The following is a 22,391-nucleotide window of genomic DNA, read 5'->3' as shown; positions in this document are numbered from 1 at the left end:
GGATCAGCTTCTCACCACTGACAGAAGGCTACGGAGGCATCGTCACCGGACTTGTAGCGCGGCCAGCGGTGACCCCTGGGGTCTGTGGCTTCCACCTTCCGAACGATGTCGATCAACTCTCGCGGTCCCCCGGCCCGAAGCGTCGTGAAAACTTCAGACCACGTCGCCATGGCGTAGTCCGTAACGAGGCAGGCTGTGCCGTCGGACAGCAGGGCGGCAGCGCGTACGTCTTGAGCGGGGGTGCTGCCGGTTAGCGCGTGTTCTGCCGCTTCTGGGCCAGCAGCGGCCACCCAATATCCAGATGCCGTGTTGCGTGTCTGCCGCTGCGCGAGTACCAAGCGGCGAAGCGCCTCCTTGTGTTTTTCCGTATGAGTCGCGTAGCGCCCGACTTCGGCTTTCAGTTCGGGAAGCACTTCGTCCACGCGAAGGTCAGTAATCACTGAGAAACCCTGATCTTCTTCGAGCACGATGGGTGAGTCCGCCAATACCAGGTAGTCAAGGGATTCTTGGCGTTGACGAAGGATCGCAACTGTCGCCGAGGGCGTTCCTGGGTTCGCCAAGTCGCACTCGGGGTGCAGTGTCGCCACCCGTTCGAGCGCAGTCGCCAAGCCGGCCGTGAGTGAGACTCCCGGGTCCGCCAGAGCGGCCACAAGTTGACTGCCCAGGTGGGCCACGTACCAAGGGACGCCATGGCGGCATCCGGTATCGAGGCCCGCAGTGCTGAGGCCATCCAGCACCACGGCGAGAGTTGGCGTGCCGCCTACCCAGTCTTCGTTGGGTGCGGCTCCACCGGGTTGGGTGTCGATGGCGACGCGCATACTCAGCCTTCGTGTCGGTAGAGGGGGGTGACGCGTCGACTCTCCAGCACTTCGAGCGTCTTCGGGTCGTAACGGCACGAAATCAGCGTGGAGAAGCGACGCGTGCGCACCTCTCGGTACAGCTCTGCCAGGTTGTTTTCCAGGAAGTGAACGACTCCGTTCGCCCCGATGGCGTGGATGCCAGCGATGTAGAGGAACGTTCCCTTCCCGTCGAGGCGAGGGAGTCGTCCCAGGTAACCGACATCGCCGGCCGACCCGTCCTCATCCTGTGGAGACCGGAACTCTTGCCCAGCCACCTGGTCCACCAGGTGCCACGCGCTGTCCCTGGCAAACCGGAGGTTGTCATCACCTTCGAGGACCTGCGCCACGATCGGCGACAGGCGGGGACCACAGACGACGACATGGTTGTCCCGGTTAAGGTTCACGATTCCCGTGGGCGGAATCACCTCGTACTGAGTGTCTAGCTTCATGCCGCCCAGCAACTTCCGAAGGTGCTCGAAGTTGCTGAGGTCTTCGCGGGCGACTACCTCGTTGGGGCGCTGGTCGGCCGCCTTCCCTGCCTCGTACTTGCCACCGAGCGACACCGTGACCAGGTCCGTGCCGAAGAAGGCGCGCTCCGGCGGGGGGCCAGCCGACGCGAGCTGACCCACGCGGCCCCGACTGACCCCGAGTCGCTTCGCAATCTCGGCATGGGTCATGCCCGATGCCTGAGCCTCTTCGATCGCTTCCCGGCGGATGCGCGACAGCTCGTTCACGTGGCTCTGATACCGCGCCATCAGCTCGATTGCGGCTTTGGCGCGGTCGACGGGGTTCGTGATCCCAGAGACCGTCTCCATGTCGTTCTGCACGTCTCTCCCAACATCGCCTAGGGGGGCTAGCGAACTCTATCGCGAGAGGGGGTTGCGCGCAGCCTTGGGTTTGCCTACGGTACCTAGCAAGCGAGACGGCAACCCCCCCTAGGCAAGCTTCGGGGAGGTCCCCCGTTGCTGCTTGACCTGCACAAATGCACAGGGCGGGGACGCTGCAATCCCGCTAAAGGCCAGGAAGAACAGGGCTTCGGCCCGTACTGGCGAGGTGGCCCGGCGACCACGATCAACGGCCGGCGTGTGGGGACGTGGTCCCCCTTGCAGTGATCTTCCGTGCCCCTTCGACCGAGGAGTTCCGATGCGCCAACGAACGCTCTGGGTGTCGCCGTGATGGACCGGCCGGCGTCGCCTGTGCAGTAGCTCGGTCCACTCCCTTCAGCTTTCGCGGCGGCTCACGTCGCGCCGGTTGCCTCCCCTGGCCGTCCGGTCCCGCACCTTGCGGAGTCCGTACGGCCGGGGTTGAGGGGAGCCGGACTTTCCGACCCCAACGGCAAGCGCCCCCGGTGCTCTAACACCGGGGGCGCGGTTCGGGCCGTTGCCACCTTGCAGGGAGAACACGACCCATGGAGCACATCGTGACTGTTCAGGACGCTGTTACCGCGTTCGCCGAATGGATGGAGCCGACCGACGGCGAGCTGGACGCGATCGAAGCTGAGATGCCGCAGATCCTCGCCGACGTCGAGGCGCTGGACGTGCAGATCGCCCTGCTCGACCAGGCGCCCACCGAGCTGGACCAGCGGCGCGCCCGCCGCGGCCGGCGCCGGGTGCTGTCGGAGCGGGCGACGCTCGCCAACCGCGCCACGGCAGGGGAGGCGGCATGAAGCCGCGAGAGTTCACGGCGCAGATGTGCATGAGCATGGGCCAGTGGTTGGTGTTCGTGGCGCTGCGGGGCGAGCCCACTCCGTGGCCTGAGCACAGCTTCGAGGGCGAGCGGTTGCCGACGTTCACGGAACGCGTGCAGGCGCTCAAGGGCCTCGGCTTCGAGCCCGTACCGGGTGCTGTGTGGCAGTGGCAGGAGTTCAGCGATGACCCCGCCGACCCTGCCTCGCCGGCGCACCTGTTGGCCTACGTCGGGGTGCGTTCACGGCGGGAGGCTGCCGCGTGAACGGTGTTCAGATCCGTTCAGCGGAGCGCGCGCTGAACGTGGGGACGTGGCTGATCGTGTGCGGCGCGATGCTGTACTCGATCCTCACCGTCACCCCGCTCATGTCCGCCCACACCCCCGCCAAATGGGGGTGGACGGCGCCGATCCTGCCGCTCGTCGTGGACGCCGCGGTGGTCATCGTGGTCCGTCTCGACTCCGTCCTGGCCCGCCTCGGCGGACACGGCGGACGCTGGCCGATCGCGCTGCGCTGGATGACCGGCACCATGACCCTCGCCCTCAACACCGCCGACTCCGCCTTACAGAAAGACCTGGTCGGAGTAGCAGTTCACTCGGTGGCTCCGCTGCTGCTGATCGTCACCGCGGAAACGGGTCTTGCCTACCGTCGCGCCATTACCGCCGCTGTCACGGCGCTGGAGGCGCGGCAGCGGGCCGAACGTGAAGCAGCCGAGCAGGCCGCCCGCGAGCGTGCCGAAGCGGCCCGGCGGGAGGCGCGCGAGGAGCGCGAGCACGCCGCGACGCTGGCGCGTGAACAGCGTGAACACGAAGCCCGATTGGCCGCGGAAGCAGCGGAGCGCGAGGAGCGCCGGCGGCGGGAGGAGCGCGAAGAGCGCGCCGCCCTGGAGGCTGCCGACCGCGAGGGGCGTGAACGCCGTGAACGCGAGCGTGAACAGCGCGAGCGCGATCGTGAACACGCTGAACGCGAGGCCGCCGAACGGGTAGCGAGGCAGGCGCGGGAGCGTGCGGAAGCCGCCCGCCGTGAGCACGCCGCGCTGCTGGATGGTCCGCCCGTGAACATCAAGCTGCCCGAGGACCACGCCCGGCGGATCGTCGTCGCCGCGGTGGCCGAGGGCGTGTCGGTGCGGCGCGCGGCGGACCTGTGCGGCTGGTCGGTCGGCTGGGTCTCCGCCCGCTACGCCGAGTACCGCGACCCCGGTGACGGTGGCGCGCAGCTCGCGATCGTGAGCCGGTGATGGCCGCCTTACCGGTCTACACCTGGCGCCTGGCGCCGGACGGTTTGGCCACCCGCCGCCAGCTGCGCGCGAAGGGGCTGCGGCCTGGTGGGCAAGACGTCGTCGCGCAGATCGAGCGCCCCCGCTACCGGCGCCCGCCGCTGGTCGCCTACCTCTACAGCGTCGACGGCGCGAAGCCTGTACGCCCCATGACGCCGGCCAAGCAGGCGGCACTGGACAAGGCGAACCAGGCCCGCCGCACCTGCCCGCGCTGCCTCCGGGATGCCGGCTACGTCATCCCGGCTCAACTCGGCGTGTGCGTGCCCTGCGCCTATCCCGACGACCAGGCCGCCGCGGCCTGACTCGCCTGCACAGCACCCCTCAATCACCCTCCGACCTAGGAGCTTCGCTGTGTCCAGTCGTACCCGTGCCCGCGGCCCGAAGAGGGCTGCCGGCGTCCACACCGTTTCGATCCCGCGTCAGCGCGGGCGCCGCGGCGCGCAGCCGTTCGTGATCGTCGTCCCCGAGTCGCCCTCGCTGACCCGCGAGGCGCTCGGCTTCATCGGCCGCGCGCTGTGGAAGGGCCGCCGCGCCCTCGCCCCCACGATGCTCGCCCTGCTTGCGTTCGTGGTCGTCGGCCTGCTGCACGTCATGGCCTGGTGGTCGTCCCTGGTCCTCGCGCCCCTGGCCGTGGCGCCGCTGGTGTGGCTGGCGGTCATGCAGGTCCGCCGGCCCGCCCGCGGCACGGTCGTCCTGTGGCGCGCCGGTCTGGCCCTGCTCACCACCTTCACCGCCGCGTGGGCCGCGCTGGCTGCCGGGTTCGGGCCGCTCGCCGGCCCGCTGGAGCTGGTCTGGCTCCTGATGTGGATCGCAGCACAGACCACCTGGCTCATCGTCCGCCGCTCGCACTGACTGACCTGAGGAGATCGCCCTATGGCAGACAACGCCTCCGCCCACCGGCGGACGCAGACCAACAGCCGGCCGCGCAGCACCAACGACGGTAAGGGCCACAAGTTCGCCAACGCTGGCGCCGCCGCCGGCGGATTCGTCGGCGCCCTCGGCGGCTCGTTCGTCCCGCCGATCAACGTCACCGTCAACAACAGCAAGCAGACCGCCCGCACCGGGGGCGGCCGGTCGCACTCCGAGTCTCTGCTTCCCTCTCCGGAGTTCGGGTCGCCGGCTCAGGTGCGGCAGTACTGCAACACCCTGCGCGCCGCCGCCGTGACCCTGTCCATCGAGGTGGCCATGGGCGCCGAAATCATGAAGGGCGTCCTGGCCGCGGTCCCTGACCCGCAGGGCCGCACCTTCGGATCCCGCGTCCGCGCCGCCAAGGTGGCGCGCAAGATGCAGCGCTCCGCCGACGCCCTCCGGGACGCGGCGAAGAACGCCGCGGCCTGCTACTCGACCTTTCAGCAGGAGTTCGAGGAGGAGATCAACCGCGTCCGCCACCGTGCCCGCAAGCCGCAGCAGCCGGTCATGAACTGGCACCAGCAGTAAGAGAGGCAGCCACATGACCAGGAACAACCGCCGCAACGTCACCGACTTCCTGGACGACGGCCGGACCATGGCCACCTACACCGTCCCCGACATGCACGGCTCGTCGGGCGGGGGCGTGGGCGCCTACCTCCTGCACCGGGCCAAGCCCCACCTTCCCCCGTGGCTCAGCCTCGCCGGCACCGGTATCGCCGGCGCGCTGGGGAACTGGCGGTGGGAGGGCAGCGCCGGCGCCGGCGTCGGCCTCACCCTCGCCTCCGTCGCCCTCACGGGGGCGACGTGGTGGGCGGGGAAGTCGACCAGCCAGCAGCGCCGGCTGCACTCCGCCGTCACCGTCGCCGCCGGCTCCGCCTGGGTCACCGCCGCCTGCCTCACAGGCCCCACGGCCGGCCCCATCGACGACATGTTCCTCATGGGCGGGCCGGTCGTGGCGCTGTCGTGGAACGTGCGCATGATGCTGCGCCACAACCCCGAAGGCGCCACCAACGGCAACGCCGATGGCGGCCTGCTGGAGAAGGTAGGTCTTGCCCGTGCGCAGATCGGTGCGGCGAAGGTGGAGCCGAACCGAGTCACCGCGCCGCTCGCCGTCGTGGCCGGTGAGCAGACCAACGACGACGTCGCCAAGGCTCTGGCCCGCATCGCCTCTGCGCTGGACCTGCCGACGTCCGCCGTCCGCTACACCCCCGACGGCGGATCGAACCGCCGCGGCGAACTCGTCATCGTCCCCGAAGACATGCTGGCCGACGTCGTCGAGTGGGAAGGGCCGTCGAACCTCGGGGGTTCGATCGCCGAACCGCTGGTCATCGGCCGCTACGACGACGGCGCCCCGCTCGTGCTCTGGCTGCCCGGAGACCCGGACGCGGAGCGCAACTCCACCCACGTCCTGGTCGCTGGCGTTTCCGGGTCGGGCAAGGGCGATGCCGCCCTGAACCTGCTGACCGAGGTTCTCTCGCGGCGAGACGTGATCGTGTGGCTCTCCGACCCGAAAGCCTTCCAGGACTTCGGCCCGCTCCGCCCCGGCCTGGACTGGTCGGCTGAGGGCGGTACGGACACCGAGGTAATGGTGGAGGCGGTCAAGGCCGTCATCCCGGCCCGCACCCGGTGGCTGGGCGCCCACGGCTACCGCCAGTGGGTACCGGCCGCAGCCCAGCAGCAGAACGATCCGGCCCACTCCTGCGAGAGCGGGCGGGCGTGCGGCTGCGCCGGGATGCCGTTCCTGGTCGCGTGGTTCGAGGAGGCCGCCAACACCCTGCGCGCGCTCGGGGACGACGCGTTCACCGGGATCGCGCAGGAAGCTCGATCGGCGGGTATCTCGCTGATCGTGTCACTTCAGCGGCCGTCCTACGACCAGATGTCCACGTCCACCCGTGCCTCGCTGCCGTCCGTGATCGCCCTCGGCTGCGACCCGCGCGACGAAGGGTTCTGCCTCCCGGACACGGTGCTGGACGCCGGTGCTCACCCCGGGGCGTGGGGCAACCGGCGCCCCGGCTACTGCTACACCGTCTCCCCGGGCATCCCCGAGGACCGCTACCCCTCCCCGGGCCGCACCCGCCGCTTCACCCTCCGGGCCGTGCCCGTCATGCAGCAGCTCGCCGCGTGGGCGCAGCACAACGGCGCAACCGCCGACCCGATCACCGAGGGCGCCGCCGCCGGCGTCGCGGGGCAGGCCTACACCGGCCGTCCCACAGGCACCGCCGCCCCGCAGCCGGCCACGCTGCGGGCCGTCCAGGAGGACGACGACATGAGCGAGTACGGCGGCGGGCTGCTGGTCGACCCCGAGGACGCCGGCATCGACCCCGACGCCGAACTCCCCGACACCGAGGACGGCGACGACGCCCCGATCTTCGGCGAGGAGACCGGACGCAAGCCGTCCCCGGACGAAGCGCGGGAACTGTTCGCGCGGGCGCTCGCAGAGTTCGAGGCGGCCGGACGGATGGTCGTCGGGCCGGTCGACTTCACCGACTGGTGCGACCGCAACAACCTATCCCGCTCCTGGGTGTCCCTCCGTCTGAAGGAAGCCGCGACGGACGGCCGATTGGAGGCGACGAACACCACCGGCCGGTGGCGCATCGTGCCCGCCCTCGCCGCGGCCTAACACCCCTAACGGCCGTAACACCGTTACGGGCCCCTAACACCCAAACCCCTAGGCAGACCCGCCGTTACGCGCCCTCACACCGGCCCGTAACAGCGCCTGACACCCCTGCCTAACACCCACCCGCACGGGCCCGCACCACCTTCCGGTGCGGGCCCGTCGCGCGCCCCGAGGGGAGCACCGATGAACCAGCACAACCCGCCCGGCAGCATCGCCCCCCACATCCCCGCCGATGCCTACCGCCGCGCACAGGCCACCGGGCAACCGGTCGTCATCGTCGTCCACACCACCGACCACACTGGCCGCCCGCTGGGCCACTACCTCTACCCACTCGCCGTCGCCGGCGCCGCCGCGATCGGCATCCTCGCCACCGTCGCCGCGCTGATCGCCCTGCTCGACTTCGCCGTCCACACCGCCGTCACCATCGGCGCCGCCACCGGCCCGATCGGTATCGGCGGCATCAGCCTCAAACTCGCCCGCTCCAAGGGCTGACCCCAGAGAAGGAGCACCGTGTTCGAGATCCGCATCATCTGCGCCACCCAGGACCTGCCGCGCGTCGCCCAAGCCGTCCTCGGCTCCGTCGACGCCGTATCCGTCCGCCGCTTCCCCACCCGCGACCGCACCAGGACGCGCCCGTACATCACCGCCGAACAGCGCGGCAGCCACCACGAATGCACCGCCTGCCCCGGAGACGGAATGGCGCTGTGGCTGCTGCCCAATGGCAGTGAGCAGCGCCGCCCCTGCACCAGTCTCGACGCCGAAGCACTCCACGCTGCAGGCCTCACCACCTGCTCGCGCCAGCGCGAGCCCTGGCACCGCACGGCCGACCGGTAGCTACGCCAAGGGCGACCCCCATTCCGCCAAGAACCCGGGGTCGCCCTTGCCAACCAGCACCTTCAACAGGACTGGAGACCTCCCAGCATGACTCAACACCCTGACATCAGGCGAGCGCTCGCCTTTCTCGACCTGGTCCGGCCCTTCCGGGTCCTGGACGCCTTCTGCTGCATCGGCGGCGCGGCCAAGGGCTACAAGCGGCTGCCCGGCTGGCACGTCACGGGCGTGGACATCGAGCAGCAGCCCGACTACTGCGGTGACGTCTTCCACCAGGGCGACGCGATCGAGTACATCCGCGCCCACGGCCACGAGTACGACTTCATCCATGCCTCCCCGCCCTGCCAGGGTGAGGGAGCCCCGGCCAAGGGCACCAATGCGGCGCGCAACAAGGCGATCGGCCGGACCTACCCGCGGCTCATCGGGCCGACCCGGGCCGCGCTGGAGACCACGGGCCGGCCTTACGTGATCGAGAACGTGGCCGGCTCCGAGGTCCGCAAGGACATTCGGCTGTGCGGGGAACAGTTCCGGCTCGCCGTGCTCATGCACCGCTACTTCGAGCTCGGGGGCTGGACGTTTCCTCAGCCCGTCCACCCGCGCCACCGGGGCTACGTTCGCGGCTGCCGCCACGGCGTCTGGCGCGACGGCCCGTACGTCGCCGCGTACGGCAAGGGCGGCGGCAAGGCCACTGTGGACGAGATCCGCGCGGCCAAGGAAATCGACTGGTCCACCGACCACTTCCGCCTACGCGAAGCCCTCCCGCCCGCCTACACCGAATGGATCGGTGCCGCCTACCTCACCACCCTCGCCGCACGGCTGGGGACCCGAGAAGGGAGGACCGCTGCATGAACGGGCTCCTACTCACCGCGGCTCTGACGGCCGCAGAACGCGGCCTGTACGTCTTCCCCCTGCGCCCCGGTCTCAAGGTGCCGGCACTGCACGGGGAGCGGGCGTGCACTGGCACGGGACCATGCGCGAACGGACACCGGAAGTGGGAGCAGCGCGCCACGACCGACCCAGAACGTATCCGCGCCACCTGGTCGCACGGCTCGTTCAACGTCGGCATCGCCACCGGCCCCTCCGGGCTGTTGGTCGTCGACCTGGACACGCTCAAGCCTGAAGACTCGAAAGGAACGCTTGACGGCGCCACTTCCTTCCAAGCGCTCTGTGAGCGCGCCGGTCAGACCGTCCCGGAGACCTTCCGGGTGCGGTCCGCGCGCGGTGGCGAGCACCTGTACTTCACCCAACCGCCCGGAATCCGGCTGGACTCCACCGCCGGACGCCTCGCCAAAAAGATCGACACCCGAGGGTGGGGCGGATACGTCGTCGCCGCCGGCAGCGTCACCCCCGCAGGAACCTACGAGGCTCTGTCCGGCCCTGAGACAGCCTGTCTGCCTTCCTGGCTTCACAGCATCCTGCAACCGGCCCCCAAGCCCCCTCAGGTCCCTCCTGTAGTCGTCACGGGGCAATCACGCCGATATACGGATGTGGCACTCGCCGCTGAGGCGCGGAACGTGGCTGCGGCTCAAATCGGCGAGCGGGAAGCCACGTTGTTCAGGGCCGCACGCGCGTTGGGGCGGTTCGTCGCGTGGGGCGACCTCCCCCGCCACGTGGTTGAACAGGCTCTTCAGGAGGGAGGCGAGGCGGCCGGACTGTCCGCGTCCGAGTGCCGCTCCACCCTCCGCAGCGCTCTGGACTGGTCCATCGCCCACAACCAGCGTCGCCGGGCGACGGCATGAGCGCCCGCCGGCATCCCCCTCTGAAGAGCATCACCACCACCCCGGCCGGGCCGTACGCCGCTCCACAGCCTGGGGACACGACGGCTGTGGGCGAGCCGCAGGGCGTCGCCGTAGGCGTCCCCATTGCTGTTCGCTCTGACCCGCGCAGGGACGACGGGCGCCGCCCCGTGGCCTGGCTCCACATCACCGCGCCGCCGTCCTGGAGCGTCACCCCCTCCGCCCACTCCTGGTGCACCTGCGGCTACGAGCGCCACGCCATCGGCCGTGCCGCCGTCCTGCAACTGACCTCCGCCCACGACGAACACCGCACCTCATGCCCACTGTTGAACCCCACCTCGGAAGGCAGGGCCGCCGCATGACGACCAACGACGCAGGCGCGGACCTGTGGGAAGGGTTCGAGCACATCGAACCCGAGCAGATCACCGGCCCCGCCTGGGACGAACCCGTCCCCCTCCGGGCCCGCCCGCCTCTCCCGGACTTCCCCGTGGATGCCCTCCCCACCTGGTTGGACAGCATGGTGCGCGGTGTCGCCGAGGAAACACAGACCCCGGCGGACCTCGCCGGATGCCTGGCCCTGGCGGTCCTCGCCACCGCCGCCGGCGGGCGGGTCAAGGTGTGCGTACGCGGTCACTGGCGTGAGCCCGTGAACATCTACACCGCCATCGCCCTGCCCCCCGGCAACCGCAAGTCCGCCGTATTCGACCTCATGGTGAAACCGCTGCTCGATGCGGAGAAGGCCCTGATCGAACTATCCGGACCCGTAAGGGCCGAAGCAGAGACCCTGGCGAGGCTGGCCAAGTCCGCAGCCGAGAAAGCCGCTGGCAAGGCGGCCAACGCGGAGCCCGAATACCGCGACACCCTGACCGCCGAAGCCGTCCAACTGGCCCAGAAGGCGGACAAGATGAGGATTCCCGCCGAACCGCAACTCGTCGCGGACGACGTGACACCGGAAAACGTCGGGACCCTGCTGGACGAGCAGGGCGGGCGCATCTCCTGCCTGAGCGCCGAAGGGGAGCTGTTCGACATCATCGCCGGGCGCTACACGGGCAAGCCCAACATGGGCATGTTCCTCAAGGGCCACGCGGGAGACATGCTCCGGGTCAACCGGCAGGGCCGCAGTGCCCAGCACGTCGACTCCCCGGCGGTCACGATCGGTTTGGCCGTGCAGCCGGAAGTCCTGGACGCGCTCAGCCGCATCGACGGAGCTGACGGGCGAGGGCTCCTCGCCCGGTTCCTCTACTCCAAGCCCCTGTCCCTGGTCGGCTCCCGCAGCCTCACCCCCGCCCTGCTGAACGAGCAGGTCGCCGCCACCTACGCCAAACACCTGGCAGGTCTGACACTCGCCCTGGCGGACTGGACCGACCCCGCCCTCATCCAACTCACCCCGGAAGCCGATGCGGTGCTCCTGGCCTTCCAGAAGGTCACCGAGTCGCGTCTCGGTCCGGACGGGAGTTTCGCGCCGATCGTGAAATGGGCGTCCAAGCGGGACGGGGCCGTGGCCCGCATCGCCGGGCTCCTGCACCTCGCCGCTCACCCCGAGGACGGGTGGCACAAGCCCATCGAAGCGTCCACGATGGCCGCCGCGACCGAACTGGGCGACTATTTCACCGCGCACGCCCTGGACGTGTTCAGCGTCATGAGCGCCGACCCCGCCCACGAATCCGCGGTGACCGTCCTCGCGCAGCTCGTCTCCAGCAACCCCGCACAGTTCACCAAGCGGGAACTGTTCCGGATGCTGCGCCGGGCAGAGTTCCCCGCCATCGGCGACCTGGACCCCGCCCTGGCCCTGCTCGAAGAACACGGTTGGATCCGCCAGCAGCCACCACCCCCGCGCACCGGTCGCGGCGGCCGGCCGCCCTCGCCGCGCTACGAGACCCACCCGCGCATCACGCGCGGAGCCTGACAGAACCCCCAGACCGCTGACAGAACTGACACAACCCCCCGCGCAAGCCGTTGACCTGCACGAACCACCATGATCACGGTTTTGACAGAACTGAATTAAAACTCGACACAACCCCCGGCAGCGCCGTCGGGAGTCCTGTGACAGAACCTCCCCCGGCGAGGTTCTGTCAGCAATTAATTCAGTTCTGTCAAAGATCCAGAACGCATCAAAGTCGCAGGTCAACGACCTACCAGCGAGGTTCTGTCAGTTCTGTCACCGGATCCAGCTTTCTCGTGAGGAGTCACCGCCACATGACCGCTCCGCGACTGGAACCCCCGGCACTTCCCCCTGTCTACCTCCCGAGCGACATCGCCAAGGCCCTCCACTGCTCAGAGTGGTGGGTGAAGGAACAAGCTCGAAGGGGACGCATCCCCTTCACCAAGCCCGCAGGGAGCTACCGGTTCACAGCCGAGCACTTCGCCGAGATCATGCGCATCTTCGAGAGTCGTCCCGCCGAAAGCCATGAAGCTCCTGTGCCAGCAAAACAAGCACCACGGCGCAAGGCGACTACAACGGCGGCGTCCGTCACCTTCCTGAAGGCGAGGACCCCGCGCAGGGCGCAAGGCGGCCGACCGCAGTCCAGCGCAGCCTGATTCCGAGTGCCGCTCGGCCCTCCAGCCGGGCGGCACGCCCGTTCATAGGAGAACAAGGTGGGTTATGCCGAGAGTCTCGGCAGCTACTGGCGCGGCCGGTACAAGCTCGCGCCGGGCAAGTACGCCACTGTCCGCGATGCCGATGGCGATGCGATCCGCTTCCGGACCAAGGCTGCGGCAAAGAAGGCGGCTGACGCCGAAGAAGCGAAGCTGTTGGCCGGAACGAAGAAGGCACCTGGTGAGCGGATCACCTTTGGTGCCTACGTCAACCGCTGGTACGCCGCACAGGATTTGGCGGCATCCACCATGCAGAACTACCGGCGGCACATCGAAGAGCATTTGCTCCCCGCATTCGAGGATTCGGCCGTTGCCGACATCTTGAGCACCGACATTGCCGCTTGGGAGAAGCACGAACGCGCGGTGCCCTATGCGGCATCCAGCGTCAAGACATGGCGGGCGACTCTGCACCTGATCCTTGCCGACGCTGTTGACGAGGGGCTGCGCGACTCCAATCCGGCCACCAAGCGCCGCGGACGAGGAAAGCGTGCCGGCCGCTCACGTAACCGTGGCCCGGAGAAGGCGGTCACGACTGCACTCGGCATCTTGCTGCTCGCCGAGAGAATGGCGCTGCTGTCCGGCCGCGACGACGAGTTCGTTGCTGGCATCGTCAAGGGCTACACCGGCATGCGCTGGGGCGAGATCGTTGGTCTTGAGCCCGAGTTCGTCCGACCGAAGAGCATCCGCGTGGAGTGGCAGCTCTACGAACTGGACACAGGCGAACTGCACCGTTGCCCGCCCAAGGATGACTCCTACCGCGACATCGACACGCCGGGCTTCCTCGCCTCACTGCTGGCCGGCCACGTCGCCCGGACGAGACCGAAGCCTTGCGAGTGCCACGGACTGGCCTACGTCTTCCGCGGCCATGGCACCGCCAACGGGTCCGTAAGTCGCCCCGGAGCGAAGCTAGTCGACGTGGCGCGCCGGTCTGGCGTATCGACCGGCACCGTCTCCAACGTCCTCAACCGCCCGGATGCTGTGGCGGAGTCGACTCGTCTGAAGGTGCTGGAAGCCATCAGTGATCTCGGGTACATCCGCAACGCCGCATCGGGGGAGTTGGCTGCTCACTGGCGGCGCTCCGGTTTCGCCACGTGGCTCTTTCGACCGGCCGCGACAGGGCGGTATCCCGGGCGAGGCAGTCAGGAAGAGCGGCCAGTGCCTGTGGTTGCTGAGCCGTGGCCTGGCATCCCCGCACGCGGGCGAGGAGCCTCCAAGCGGGCTGAGACGTGCTGGGTGCCGATCGCCCCGGGGCTCACTCCGCACGGCTTGCGCCACACTCACAAGACCCTGATGAGGGAAGTGGGGACCCCGCCAAAGCTCATGGACGAGCGCATGGGTCATGAGGACGGCTCCGTCCAGTCGCGCTATGACCACATCACGCCAGGCATGCGGCAGGCGCTCATGACCGCACTCACCGGGATGTGGGAGGAAGCACTGGACGCGCGCCGGACCATGAGTCTCCGCTCGCCCGTGACCGCTCTGGATGCGCTGCTGAAAGCTCGCTAGCAGCGCGCTGATCTGGAGACAGATTCCAAGATCTTCTCCAGGAATTCTCCAGAGAGCCCCTGGAGAACGAGGCAGGCCCGGTACTGATTTCTCAGCACCGGGCCTGACCTGGTGTTTCACTGTCGGGGTGGCGGGATTTGAACCCACGACCTCTTCGTCCCGAACGAAGCGCGCTGCCAAGCTGCGCTACACCCCGATGTCGCTGCTTGTCCTGCTTGTCGCGGCGACGTCGTTTACTTTAGCCCACCGGTGGCCCGAGACGAAATCCGGTTTTGGCGCGGTGGCTGATCGGGTTCGGGCGGGCGTGGTCGAGGGCCACGAGGAGGACCGCGAGGGCGTAGAAGGAGAGGCCGAGGAGGAGGGCGTTGGCGAGGGCGTGCTTGTAGCCGTGGGCCTCGACGTCGAAGAAGGGGTAGAGGTAGCGGCCCGGGGTGCCGGCCGGGATCAGCTGGGCGCGGGTGAGGCAGAACGCCAGGTAGGCCACGGGGTAGATCATCCAGGTGGCGGCCCGGCGCAGGCGCAGTCGGCCCGGGGGTGTCAGCAGCAGCCAGTCGAGGACGGCGGCTGTCGGTGTCACCGTGTGGATGAGGTGTCCGGCGACCAGGTGCCAGCCCGTGGGGGCGGTCGTCGTGCCGGTCACCGAGAAGGGGGCCGTCGCGTTCGCCAGGAGCAGGTGGTAGACGAGGCCGGTGATCGTGACGTAGAGCAGCGCGGCGCCCGTCAGGGCGGCGGGGAGGGGGCGGCGGGCCGTCCACGCGCGGCGGGCGGACAGCAGCGCGACCAGGGCCAGCAGGATGTTGCTCTGGATCGCGAAGTGGCTCAGGACCCGCAAGGGGCTGCCGAGCAGGAGGGCGAGCGTCGCGCCCGCGGCCGCAGTACCGGCCAGCAGCAGGCGCAGGACGGCGGCCAGTGGACGGCGCACGGGGGCGACCACCGCCGAGGCGGGGACGGAGGAGAGCAGTAGCGCGTGGGTCCGCGGGATCGCGGGCAGATCCGGGATGTCCCTGGGTATCGGCGCGGTCATACCCTCAAGCTAGGCAAACATGACAGAAGGGGCGATATGGGAGGGCCGTTCGAGGGAACTTTCGCCGCCCCTCCGTCACCATTGCCGCCCCTCCGTCACCGTTGCGACCCCTCCGTCACAGCCGCCCCTTCTCGCTCCTCGCCCTACGCCTTCTCGACCAAGGTCAGCAAGGTCACCTCGGGCGGGCACGCGAAGCGCACCGGCGTGTAGCGGCTCGTTCCGCATCCCGCCGACACGTGCAGGTAGGACGTGTGCCCCTCCGCCGTGTGCGTGGACAGGCCCTTCACGCGTCCCGTGTCCAGGTCGCAGTTGGTGACCAGGGCGCCGTAGAAGGGGATGCAGAGCTGGCCGCCGTGGGTGTGGCCGGCCAGGATCAGCGGGTAGTCGTCCGCCGTGAAGGAGTCCAGGACCCGCAGGTACGGCGCGTGCACGACGCCCATCGAGAAGTCGGACGACGCCGACGGGCCACCGGCCACCTGTGCGTAGCGGTCGCGCTTGATGTGCGGGTCGTCCACGCCCGTCAGCTCGATCGACACATCCTCGACCTTCAGCACGCCCCGGGTGTTCGTCAGGTTCAGCCAGCCCGCCGCGTCGAAGTTGTCACGCAGGTCCTCCCACGGGTTGTGGACCACGTCGACGGCGGGTGCGTTGCCGTTCAGGCCGTGGCGTCCCTGGGCCTTCTCGAAGAGGTAGCGGGCGGGGTTGCGCAGCGTCGGGCCGTAGTAGTCGTTGGAGCCGAAGACGTACGCGCCCGGGAACTCCATCAGCGGGCCGAGGGCGTCCAGGACCTCGGGAACGGCCTCCGGGTCTGACAGGTTGTCCCCGGTGTTGATCACGAAGTCGGGGCGCAGGCCGGCCAGGGATCGCAGCCAGCGCTGCTTCTTGCGCTGGCCGCCGACCATGTGGATGTCGGAGACCTGCAACACGCGCAGGGGGCGCATCCCGGCGGGGAGGACGGGGACAGTCACCCGCCGCAGGCGGAAGGAGCGGGCTTCGAAGCCCGCCGCGTACACCAGACCGGCGGCGCCGGCCGCTGCAATGGACAGGGGAACTCCGTATCGCGCGCGCATACGTCCATCGTGTCAGACGCCGTCAAAAGCCTTTGCCCCGCCGCCCCTTAAATCGGCGGGCGTGCGGCCGCCGACACCTGCGACAATCAACCCATGACCACGCTCAAGTCGAAGCTGCAGGAAGACCTCAACGCCGCTATCAAGGGGCGCGACGAGCTCCGCTCCTCGACGCTCCGGCTCACGCTCACCGCGATCACCAAGGAGGAGGTCGCGGGCAAGGAGAAGCGCGAGCTCTCCGACGACGAGGTCCTCAAGGTGATCACCAAGGAGGCGAAGAAGCGCCGTGAGGCGGCGGACGCCTTCGCGGCGGGTGGTCGGGCCGAGTCCGCCGAGCGGGAGAAGGCGGAGGGCGAGCTGCTCGCCACCTACCTGCCCAAGCAGCTCAGCGAAGAGGAGCTGAACGACATCGTCGCCCAGGCCGTCGCGGAGGCGAGGGCGGCCGGCGCCGAGGGGCCGCGGGCGATGGGCGCCGTCATGAAGATCGTGAACCCGAAGGTGGCCGGCCTGGCCGAGGGCGGCCGCGTCGCCGCGGTCGTCAAGAAGCTGCTCGCGGGATGACGGCCTGACCCCGTCCAGGTGACGGCCAGGCGCCGCCACGCGCCGTATCGGAGCGTCAGCCTCCGCCGAGCGCCACCGGACCCGCACGTCGAACGGCCCCCGCACGTCGAACGGCCCCTGTCTCTCCGTACGAGAAGAGTTCCCGTACGAGAGACAGGGGCCGTTCGCTGTGTTCCCTACCGGCGGACCGGCCGGCGGAACGACCGGCCAGCCGATGTCGGATCGGCCTCAGCCGCGTCCGCCGTTGCCGTTTCCGATGCTCTGGCCCTGGAAGAACGTGCCGCCGTCGTTGCCGCCGGTGGAGTTCCCGCCGTTCGTCGTGCCGTTGGTGAGCAGACCGGTGAGGAAGCCGTCGCCGTTGTCCCCGGTGTCGCCGTTGTTGTCACCGTTGTCACCGTCGTCGTTCTCGTCACCGCGGTCCTTGTCGGGCGGGTTCGGGATGTGGACGAGGTTGAAGGGCGGGGCTTCCTTGCCCTCGAGCGCGCCGGTCATCGCGTCGCGCCAGATCGGGCCCGGGGTGTCACCGCCGTAGACCTGGGAGTGGTAGACGCCACCGATGGTGATGTTGGTCATCTCGACCTTCTGGGTGGCGCTGCCGACCCAGACGGCGCCGGCGAGGTTCGGGGTGTAGCCGACGAACCAGGCGTTCTTGCGGGAGTCCGTCGTACCCGTCTTACCGGCGTTGGCGCGGCCGGACAGACCGGCCTGCTTGCCGGTACCGGAGTCGGTCACACCGCTCAGCAGCGTGTTGATGGTGTCCGCGGTCTTCTCGCTCATCGCGCGCGAGCAGGTCGACTTCGGCACCTCCAGCGACTTCTTCGTGCCGCCCACGGTCTGGGTGATCGACTCGATCGCGATCGGGGTGCAGTACATGCCCCGGCTGGCGAAGGCCGCGTACGCGGTCGCCATCGTCAGGGGGGAGAGGCCGGTGGAGCCGAGGGTCATCGACGAGGGCACCTCGGGGACCTTGTCGCCGTTGCCCTGGACGACGCCCAGCTTGTCGGTCATCTTCACCACGGGGCACATGCCGATGTCGGCGAGCATCTGCACGAAGTAGGTGTTGACCGACAGCTCCATGGCCTTCTTCAGCTGGTACGGGCCCTTCTCGGACTCGCTCTCGTTCTCCAGCTTGTCGTTGCCCTGGTTGGTCCACGGCTTGCTGCTGCACGTCTGGACCGTGTCCGGGTACGGCATCTCGTACGGCGCCGGGTAGCTCTGGTTCGCCGGGCGGCCCTCCTCCAGCGCGGCCGCGGCCACGAACGGCTTGAAGGTCGAGCCGGTCGGGAAGCCGTAGTTCGAGCCGCCCATGGAGGCGTTGACGGAGTAGTTGTACTCGGTCTCGTTCTTGCCGTAGCCGTACGGCTTCGACTGACCCATGCCGAGGATCTTGCCGGTGCCGGGCTCGACGAGCGTGGCGGCCGCGGCGACCTTGTCCGACTTGTAGACGTGGTCCTTGAGCGAGTCCTGGACGGACTTCTGGGACTGCGGTTCGAGCGTCGTCCGGATCGTCAGGCCGCCCTGGTTCCAGAGCTTCGCCCGCACTTCCTTGGTCTTGCCGAAGACCGGGTCGCTGAGGAAGACGCGCTCCACGTACTTGCAGAAGAAGCTGGCGCCCTTCACGGCGGTGATGCAGCCGTTCTTCGGCTGCTTGACCTTCAGGCCCAGCGGCGACTCCTGCGCCTTGGCGGCCTCCGCCTCGGTGATGTCGCCCACCTCGGCCATGCGCTTCAGCACGACGTTGCGGCGGTTGGTGGCCGTGACGTCGTCCTTGACCGGGTCGTAGACGGTCGGGGACTGGACGATGCCGGCCAGCAGCGCCGCCTGGGGGAGGGTGAGGTCCTTGGCGTGCGTGGAGAAGTAGCGCTGTGAGGCCGCCTCGACGCCGTAGGCCTGCTCGCCGAAGAACGTGATGTTCAGGTAGTTCTCGAGGATCTTCTTCTTGCCGAGCTCCTCCTCGACCTGGATCGCGTACTTCAGTTCCTTGATCTTGCGGCCGATGGTCTGCTGGGTGGCCTGCGCGACCTTCGTCGGGTCGTCGCCCGCCTCCTCCACGAAGACGTTCTTCACGTACTGCTGGGTGAGCGTGGAGGCGCCCTGGGAGACTCCGCTGCTCTGCACGTTCTTGTTGAGCGCGCGCAGCATGCCCTTCAGGTCGACCGCGCCGTGCTCGTAGAAGCGCGAGTCCTCGATCGCGACGATCGCCTTCTGCATGTACGGCGAGATGTTCTTGAGGTCGACCACCGTGCGGTCCCGCGAGTAGACCGTGGCGATCTGGCCGCCTTCGGCGTCGAGGATCGTGGTGCGCTGGCTCAGCGGGGGCGTCTTGAGGTTGGCCGGGAGTTCGTCGAACGACTCCACCGACCCCTTGGCGGCGAGACCCAGCGCGCCGAACGCGGGCAGGGCGATACCGGCCAGCACGGCTCCCGCGAGCACACTGACACCGAGGAACTTGGCGGCCTGCTGCGTTGGCGACAGACCACCGCCCGAGCGCTTCTTTGGCATGAGGGCAGCCTACGTTCTCATTCGCCGGACACGCGTCAATGCCTTGGCCTAAGCTGCTCTCAACTGTCACAGCAGCAGGGCTACGTATCAATACGTCCGGCGACCCCGAATCGTTCCGGAGGTTCCCCGACTTTTTGATGGGGACGTGTCCGAATCTGCCTTGTGTGTCACCCGGCGTCCGTTGTGACTCAACTGAACTGTCCCGGTTGCCGGGAAAGTCGCATATGTCGCGGGCTCACTCCCCCGGGTGATCTGCCGCTTACGCATAGTCCGTTCGGGCCATTCAAGATTGGGCCCGAAGGGGGTGTTGCGCTGTGCCCACCTTCCGTAACGTCCTCAACTGGCGGCGGTGAATATGCCGCTGCCGCCGTGGGGGAGCCTCGATTCGGGAGAGGACGGCGCCGGTATGGGCTGGGTAACCGACTGGAGTGCGCAGGCTGCCTGCCGCACTACCGATCCGGATGAACTGTTCGTTCAGGGAGCAGCGCAGAACAGGGCCAAGGCGGTGTGCACCGGATGCCCGGTACGCACCGAATGTCTGGCCGACGCGCTCGACAACCGCGTCGAGTTCGGCGTGTGGGGAGGCATGACCGAGCGCGAGCGCCGCGCACTGCTGCGCAGGCGTCCGACTGTGACCTCCTGGCGCCGCCTGCTGGAGACGGCGCGTTCGGAGTACGAGCGTGGGGCCGGCATCCTGCCGCTCGACGACGACGAGATCTACGAGAACTACGCGGCGGTGGGCTGAGGAGAACCCTCGGCTCAGGCGTCGGCAGCCTCGGGCAGCTCCGGCCGGTTGGCCGCGAGCCGGTTCCCGATGTCCCGCAGCCCCGTGAGGTCATGCACATCGCCGGGCAGCGCGGCCACTTCGGACACTGCCACCTCGGGGTGCAGTGCGGTGAAGCGGTCACGCGTGCGCTGCTCGCGGGAGAGCAGGTGCATGCGTTCCGCGTGCAGCCTCAGCAGGCCTGCGGTGAGGTCGTCCACGGTCCGGTCCGCGTCCGCGCCGGTGTTCGCTTCGGCGCTCGCTGTCCGGTCCGTGTCGGTGGCCGTGTGCCGGTTCGCGCCGGTGGGGGCGTCGCGCTCCGGATCGGTTGCGGGAGATTCTGAACTGCCGTACGTGTCGGGAGAGTTACGAAGACCAGCTTTCCCGCCGTCCTGATCCACAATGCGGGGCTCTTCAAGATTTTCATCCGCGCGGGCATGGACGAGGTCGAGGTTCTCCGCAGCGCCGAGCGCCCGCTCGGCGGACAGCTGGGCGGCACCGCTGCCGTGCACGCGGTTCAGCACCAGGCCGGCCAGCGGCATGTCCTCGGCGGCCAGCCGTTCCACGAAGTACGCGGCCTCCCGCAGCGCGTCCCGCTCGGGAGCCGCCACCACCAGGAACGCCGTGCCGGGCGCCTGGAGCAGCTTGTACGTGGCGTCCGCGCGCGTGCGGAAGCCGCCGAACATCGAATCCATCGCCGCGACGAACGTCTGTACGTCCTTCAGCAGCTGTCCGCCGAGCAGCTTGCCGAGCGCGCCGGTCATCATCGACATCCCGACGTTCAGGAACTTCATGCCCGCGCGGCCGCCGACCTTGGCGGGCGCGAGCAGGACGCGGATCAGCTTGCCGTCCAGGAACGACCCGAGCCGCTTCGGCGCGTCCAGGAAGTCCAGCGCCGAGCGGGACGGCGGCGTGTCGACGATGATCAGATCCCACTCGTCCTGGGCGCGCAATTGCCCCAGCTTCTCCATCGCCATGTACTCCTGCGTGCCCGCGAAGCCCGCCGAGAGCGACTGGTAGAACGGGTTGCCCAGGATCGAGGCAGCCCGGTCGCCGTCCGCGTGCGCCTCGACGATCTCGTCGAAGGTGCGCTTCATGTCGAGCATCATGGCGTGCAGTTCGCCGTCCCCCTCGACGCCCTTGACGCGGCGCGGGGTGTTGTCCAGCGAGTCGATGCCCATGGACTGGGCGAGCCGGCGGGCCGGGTCGATGGTCAGGACCACCACCTTGCGGCCCCGCTCGGCCGCCCGGAGCCCCAGCGCCGCCGCCGTGGTCGTCTTGCCGACGCCGCCGGAGCCGCAGCACACCACGATGCGGGTCGCCGGGTCGTCGAGCAGCGGATCGAGGTCCAGCACGGGCGCGGGGGAGAGACGGCGCCGGGTGCTTCCCTGGTCGTGAGCCTGATCCGGACTCATGCGATCCCCTGCTTCCGCAGTTCGTTGGCGAGCTGGTACAAGCCCGCGAGGTCCAAGCCCTCGGCGAGCAACGGCAGTTCGTGCAGCGGCAGGTCGAGTTCACCGAGGACCGCGCGCTGCTCGTGCTCCAGCGCGTACCGCTCGGCGTACTCCTCGGCCTGCTGAAGGAGCGGATCCACCAGCCGCTCGGCGTGCCCCCCGCGCCGCGCCCCGCCGAGCCCGGCGGCGGACAACGACCGGGCGACGGAAGAACGAGTCACGGTCCGTACGAGTTCCAGACCGTCCGCGTCGAGCACCTCGGGCCGCACCATGTTGACGATGACCCGCCCCACCGGCAGCTTCGCGGCCCGCAGCTCGGCGATACCGTCGGCGGTCTCCTGGACGGGCATCTCCTCGAGCAGCGTCACCAGGTGCACGGCCGTCTCCGACGACTTCAGCACCCGCATCACGGCCTGTGCCTGATTGTGTATCGGGCCGATCCGGGCCAGCCCGGCGACCTCGTCGTTGACGTTCAGGAAGCGGGTGATGCGGCCCGTGGGCGGGGCGTCCATGACGACGTAGTCGTACACGAACCGCCCGTTCTTGTCCTTGCGCCGTACCGCCTCGCACGCCTTGCCGGTGAGGAGCACGTCCCTCAGGCCGGGCGCGATGGTGGTGGCGAAGTCGATGGCGCCGAGCTTCTTCAGGGCCCGTCCGGCGCCTCCCAGTTTGTAGAACATCTGGAGGTAGTCCAGAAGGGCCAGTTCGGGATCGATGGCCAGTGCGTATACCTCACCGCCCCCCGAGGCGACGGCGATCTTGCGTTCCTCATAGGGCAACGCCTGTGTCTCGAAGAGCTGTGCGATGCCCTGCCGGCCCTCCACCTCGACGAGAAGCGTTCGCTTCCCTGCCGTGGCGAGGGCCAGCGCGAGGGCCGCGGCGACCGTCGTCTTGCCGGTCCCGCCCTTACCACTGACGACCTGGAGCCTGCTCACGTCTTCGAGCGTAACCATTCGGCGCCCGAGGCAATCGGGAGGCTGTGGACAAGGGGGGGCGATATCGGCCACATGGCCTGTGGAACGGGCCC

At 69.0% G+C, this 22,391-nt stretch carries 23 protein-coding genes and 1 tRNA gene; 16 read left to right on the top strand and 8 right to left on the bottom strand.

All coding sequences use genetic code 11. The annotated features are described in order from the left end of the window. Positions 1-11: 11 nt before the first annotated feature. The gene (locus OHU34_RS19280) at positions 12-818 is read right to left on the bottom strand and encodes a hypothetical protein (RefSeq protein ID WP_405767441.1); all 807 of its coding nucleotides are present in this window, start codon (positions 816-818) and stop codon (positions 12-14) included. Positions 819-820: 2 nt separating this feature from the next. Then, positions 821-1,666, bottom strand: coding sequence for a sigma factor-like helix-turn-helix DNA-binding protein (locus OHU34_RS19275; protein ID WP_405767438.1), 846 nt, complete (start codon positions 1,664-1,666; stop codon positions 821-823). A gap of 581 nt (positions 1,667-2,247) precedes the next feature. On the opposite strand from OHU34_RS19275, the gene OHU34_RS19270 reads away from it, so the two are divergent. The 14 genes from OHU34_RS19270 to OHU34_RS19205 all read left to right on the top strand — a co-directional run bounded on the left by OHU34_RS19270 (position 2,248) and on the right by OHU34_RS19205 (position 13,993). Then, entirely contained in the window at positions 2,248-2,505 is a 258-nt protein-coding gene (locus OHU34_RS19270; protein WP_405767435.1) for a DUF6284 family protein, read from the top strand. Then, positions 2,502-2,789, top strand: a complete 288-nt coding sequence (locus OHU34_RS19265; protein WP_405767433.1) for a DUF6303 family protein — start codon at positions 2,502-2,504, stop codon at positions 2,787-2,789. The genes OHU34_RS19270 and OHU34_RS19265 overlap by 4 nt, the downstream gene beginning before the upstream one ends. Then, complete coding sequence (locus tag OHU34_RS19260; RefSeq protein WP_405767431.1) at positions 2,786-3,760, top strand: DUF2637 domain-containing protein; 975 nt, start codon at positions 2,786-2,788, stop codon at positions 3,758-3,760. The genes OHU34_RS19265 and OHU34_RS19260 overlap by 4 nt, the downstream gene beginning before the upstream one ends. Further along, a complete protein-coding gene (locus OHU34_RS19255) occupies positions 3,760-4,101 on the top strand; it encodes an RRQRL motif-containing zinc-binding protein (protein ID WP_405767428.1) in 342 nt (113 codons plus the stop codon). Before OHU34_RS19260 ends, OHU34_RS19255 begins: the two co-directional genes overlap by 1 nt. 49 nt (positions 4,102-4,150) lie before the next feature. After that, the gene (locus OHU34_RS19250; protein ID WP_405767425.1) at positions 4,151-4,651 is read left to right on the top strand and encodes a hypothetical protein; all 501 of its coding nucleotides are present in this window, start codon (positions 4,151-4,153) and stop codon (positions 4,649-4,651) included. A 21-nt stretch (positions 4,652-4,672) separates the two neighbouring features. Beyond that, positions 4,673-5,236 carry a plasmid transfer protein TraA gene (gene traA / locus OHU34_RS19245; RefSeq protein ID WP_405767422.1) on the top strand — a complete coding sequence of 188 codons (564 nt, stop codon included), beginning with the start codon at positions 4,673-4,675 and terminating at the stop codon, positions 5,234-5,236. A gap of 67 nt (positions 5,237-5,303) precedes the next feature. After that, positions 5,304-7,328 (top strand): plasmid transfer protein TraB, encoded by a 2,025-nt coding sequence (gene traB / locus OHU34_RS19240; RefSeq protein ID WP_405772303.1) that lies wholly within the window; start codon positions 5,304-5,306, stop codon positions 7,326-7,328. A 180-nt stretch (positions 7,329-7,508) separates the two neighbouring features. Beyond that, positions 7,509-7,817, top strand: a complete 309-nt coding sequence (locus OHU34_RS19235; RefSeq protein ID WP_405767419.1) for a hypothetical protein — start codon at positions 7,509-7,511, stop codon at positions 7,815-7,817. Positions 7,818-7,835: 18 nt separating this feature from the next. Beyond that, positions 7,836-8,159 (top strand): hypothetical protein, encoded by a 324-nt coding sequence (locus OHU34_RS19230; protein ID WP_405767417.1) that lies wholly within the window; start codon positions 7,836-7,838, stop codon positions 8,157-8,159. Positions 8,160-8,246: 87 nt separating this feature from the next. Continuing rightward, entirely contained in the window at positions 8,247-9,005 is a 759-nt protein-coding gene (locus OHU34_RS19225; RefSeq protein WP_405767415.1) for a class I SAM-dependent methyltransferase, read from the top strand. Further along, complete coding sequence (locus OHU34_RS19220; protein WP_405767412.1) at positions 9,002-9,895, top strand: bifunctional DNA primase/polymerase; 894 nt, start codon at positions 9,002-9,004, stop codon at positions 9,893-9,895. Before OHU34_RS19225 ends, OHU34_RS19220 begins: the two co-directional genes overlap by 4 nt. Beyond that, entirely contained in the window at positions 9,892-10,254 is a 363-nt protein-coding gene (locus OHU34_RS19215; RefSeq protein WP_405767410.1) for a hypothetical protein, read from the top strand. The genes OHU34_RS19220 and OHU34_RS19215 overlap by 4 nt, the downstream gene beginning before the upstream one ends. After that, positions 10,251-11,798: a YfjI family protein gene (locus tag OHU34_RS19210; protein WP_405767408.1), complete on the top strand. Its 1,548-nt coding sequence runs from the start codon at positions 10,251-10,253 to the stop codon at positions 11,796-11,798. The genes OHU34_RS19215 and OHU34_RS19210 overlap by 4 nt, the downstream gene beginning before the upstream one ends. A 689-nt stretch (positions 11,799-12,487) precedes the next feature. After that, a complete protein-coding gene (locus OHU34_RS19205; protein WP_405767406.1) occupies positions 12,488-13,993 on the top strand; it encodes a LacI family DNA-binding transcriptional regulator in 1,506 nt (501 codons plus the stop codon). Between the two features lie 122 nt (positions 13,994-14,115). On the opposite strand, the gene OHU34_RS19200 is transcribed toward OHU34_RS19205, so the two are convergent. From OHU34_RS19200 to OHU34_RS19190, 3 genes are all read right to left on the bottom strand, one after another. Further along, positions 14,116-14,189: transfer RNA gene (locus OHU34_RS19200), tRNA-Pro, on the bottom strand. A gap of 42 nt (positions 14,190-14,231) precedes the next feature. After that, positions 14,232-15,017, bottom strand: coding sequence for a Pr6Pr family membrane protein (locus OHU34_RS19195; RefSeq protein ID WP_405767404.1), 786 nt, complete (start codon positions 15,015-15,017; stop codon positions 14,232-14,234). Positions 15,018-15,160: 143 nt separating this feature from the next. Then, complete coding sequence (locus tag OHU34_RS19190; protein ID WP_142265478.1) at positions 15,161-16,087, bottom strand: metallophosphoesterase; 927 nt, start codon at positions 16,085-16,087, stop codon at positions 15,161-15,163. Between the two features lie 93 nt (positions 16,088-16,180). Here OHU34_RS19190 and OHU34_RS19185 point away from each other — a divergent pair, with 93 nt between their 5' ends. Continuing rightward, entirely contained in the window at positions 16,181-16,645 is a 465-nt protein-coding gene (locus tag OHU34_RS19185; RefSeq protein WP_142265479.1) for a GatB/YqeY domain-containing protein, read from the top strand. A gap of 228 nt (positions 16,646-16,873) precedes the next feature. Here the strand turns inward: OHU34_RS19185 and OHU34_RS19180 are convergent, their stop codons facing one another. Next, positions 16,874-19,147, bottom strand: a complete 2,274-nt coding sequence (locus tag OHU34_RS19180) for a transglycosylase domain-containing protein (protein ID WP_405767402.1) — start codon at positions 19,145-19,147, stop codon at positions 16,874-16,876. Between the two features lie 406 nt (positions 19,148-19,553). On the opposite strand from OHU34_RS19180, the gene wblA reads away from it, so the two are divergent. Next, positions 19,554-19,892, top strand: a complete 339-nt coding sequence (gene wblA, locus OHU34_RS19175) for a transcriptional regulator WblA (protein ID WP_020129278.1) — start codon at positions 19,554-19,556, stop codon at positions 19,890-19,892. Between the two features lie 14 nt (positions 19,893-19,906). Here wblA and OHU34_RS19170 read toward each other — a convergent pair whose 3' ends face one another. Together OHU34_RS19170 and OHU34_RS19165 are read right to left on the bottom strand one after the other, a co-directional pair. Then, complete coding sequence (locus OHU34_RS19170) at positions 19,907-21,325, bottom strand: ArsA family ATPase (protein WP_142265481.1); 1,419 nt, start codon at positions 21,323-21,325, stop codon at positions 19,907-19,909. Then, a complete protein-coding gene (locus OHU34_RS19165; RefSeq protein ID WP_142265482.1) occupies positions 21,322-22,299 on the bottom strand; it encodes an ArsA-related P-loop ATPase in 978 nt (325 codons plus the stop codon). Before OHU34_RS19165 ends, OHU34_RS19170 begins: the two co-directional genes overlap by 4 nt. Positions 22,300-22,391: the final 92 nt, after the last annotated feature.

Source organism: Streptomyces sp. NBC_00080 (assembly GCF_045041255.1).
In the GTDB taxonomy this organism is placed as follows: domain Bacteria; phylum Actinomycetota; class Actinomycetes; order Streptomycetales; family Streptomycetaceae; genus Streptomyces; species Streptomyces coriariae.
Note: the sequence above shows the minus strand (reverse complement) of the source record. Positions and strands in the feature narration are given on the sequence as shown.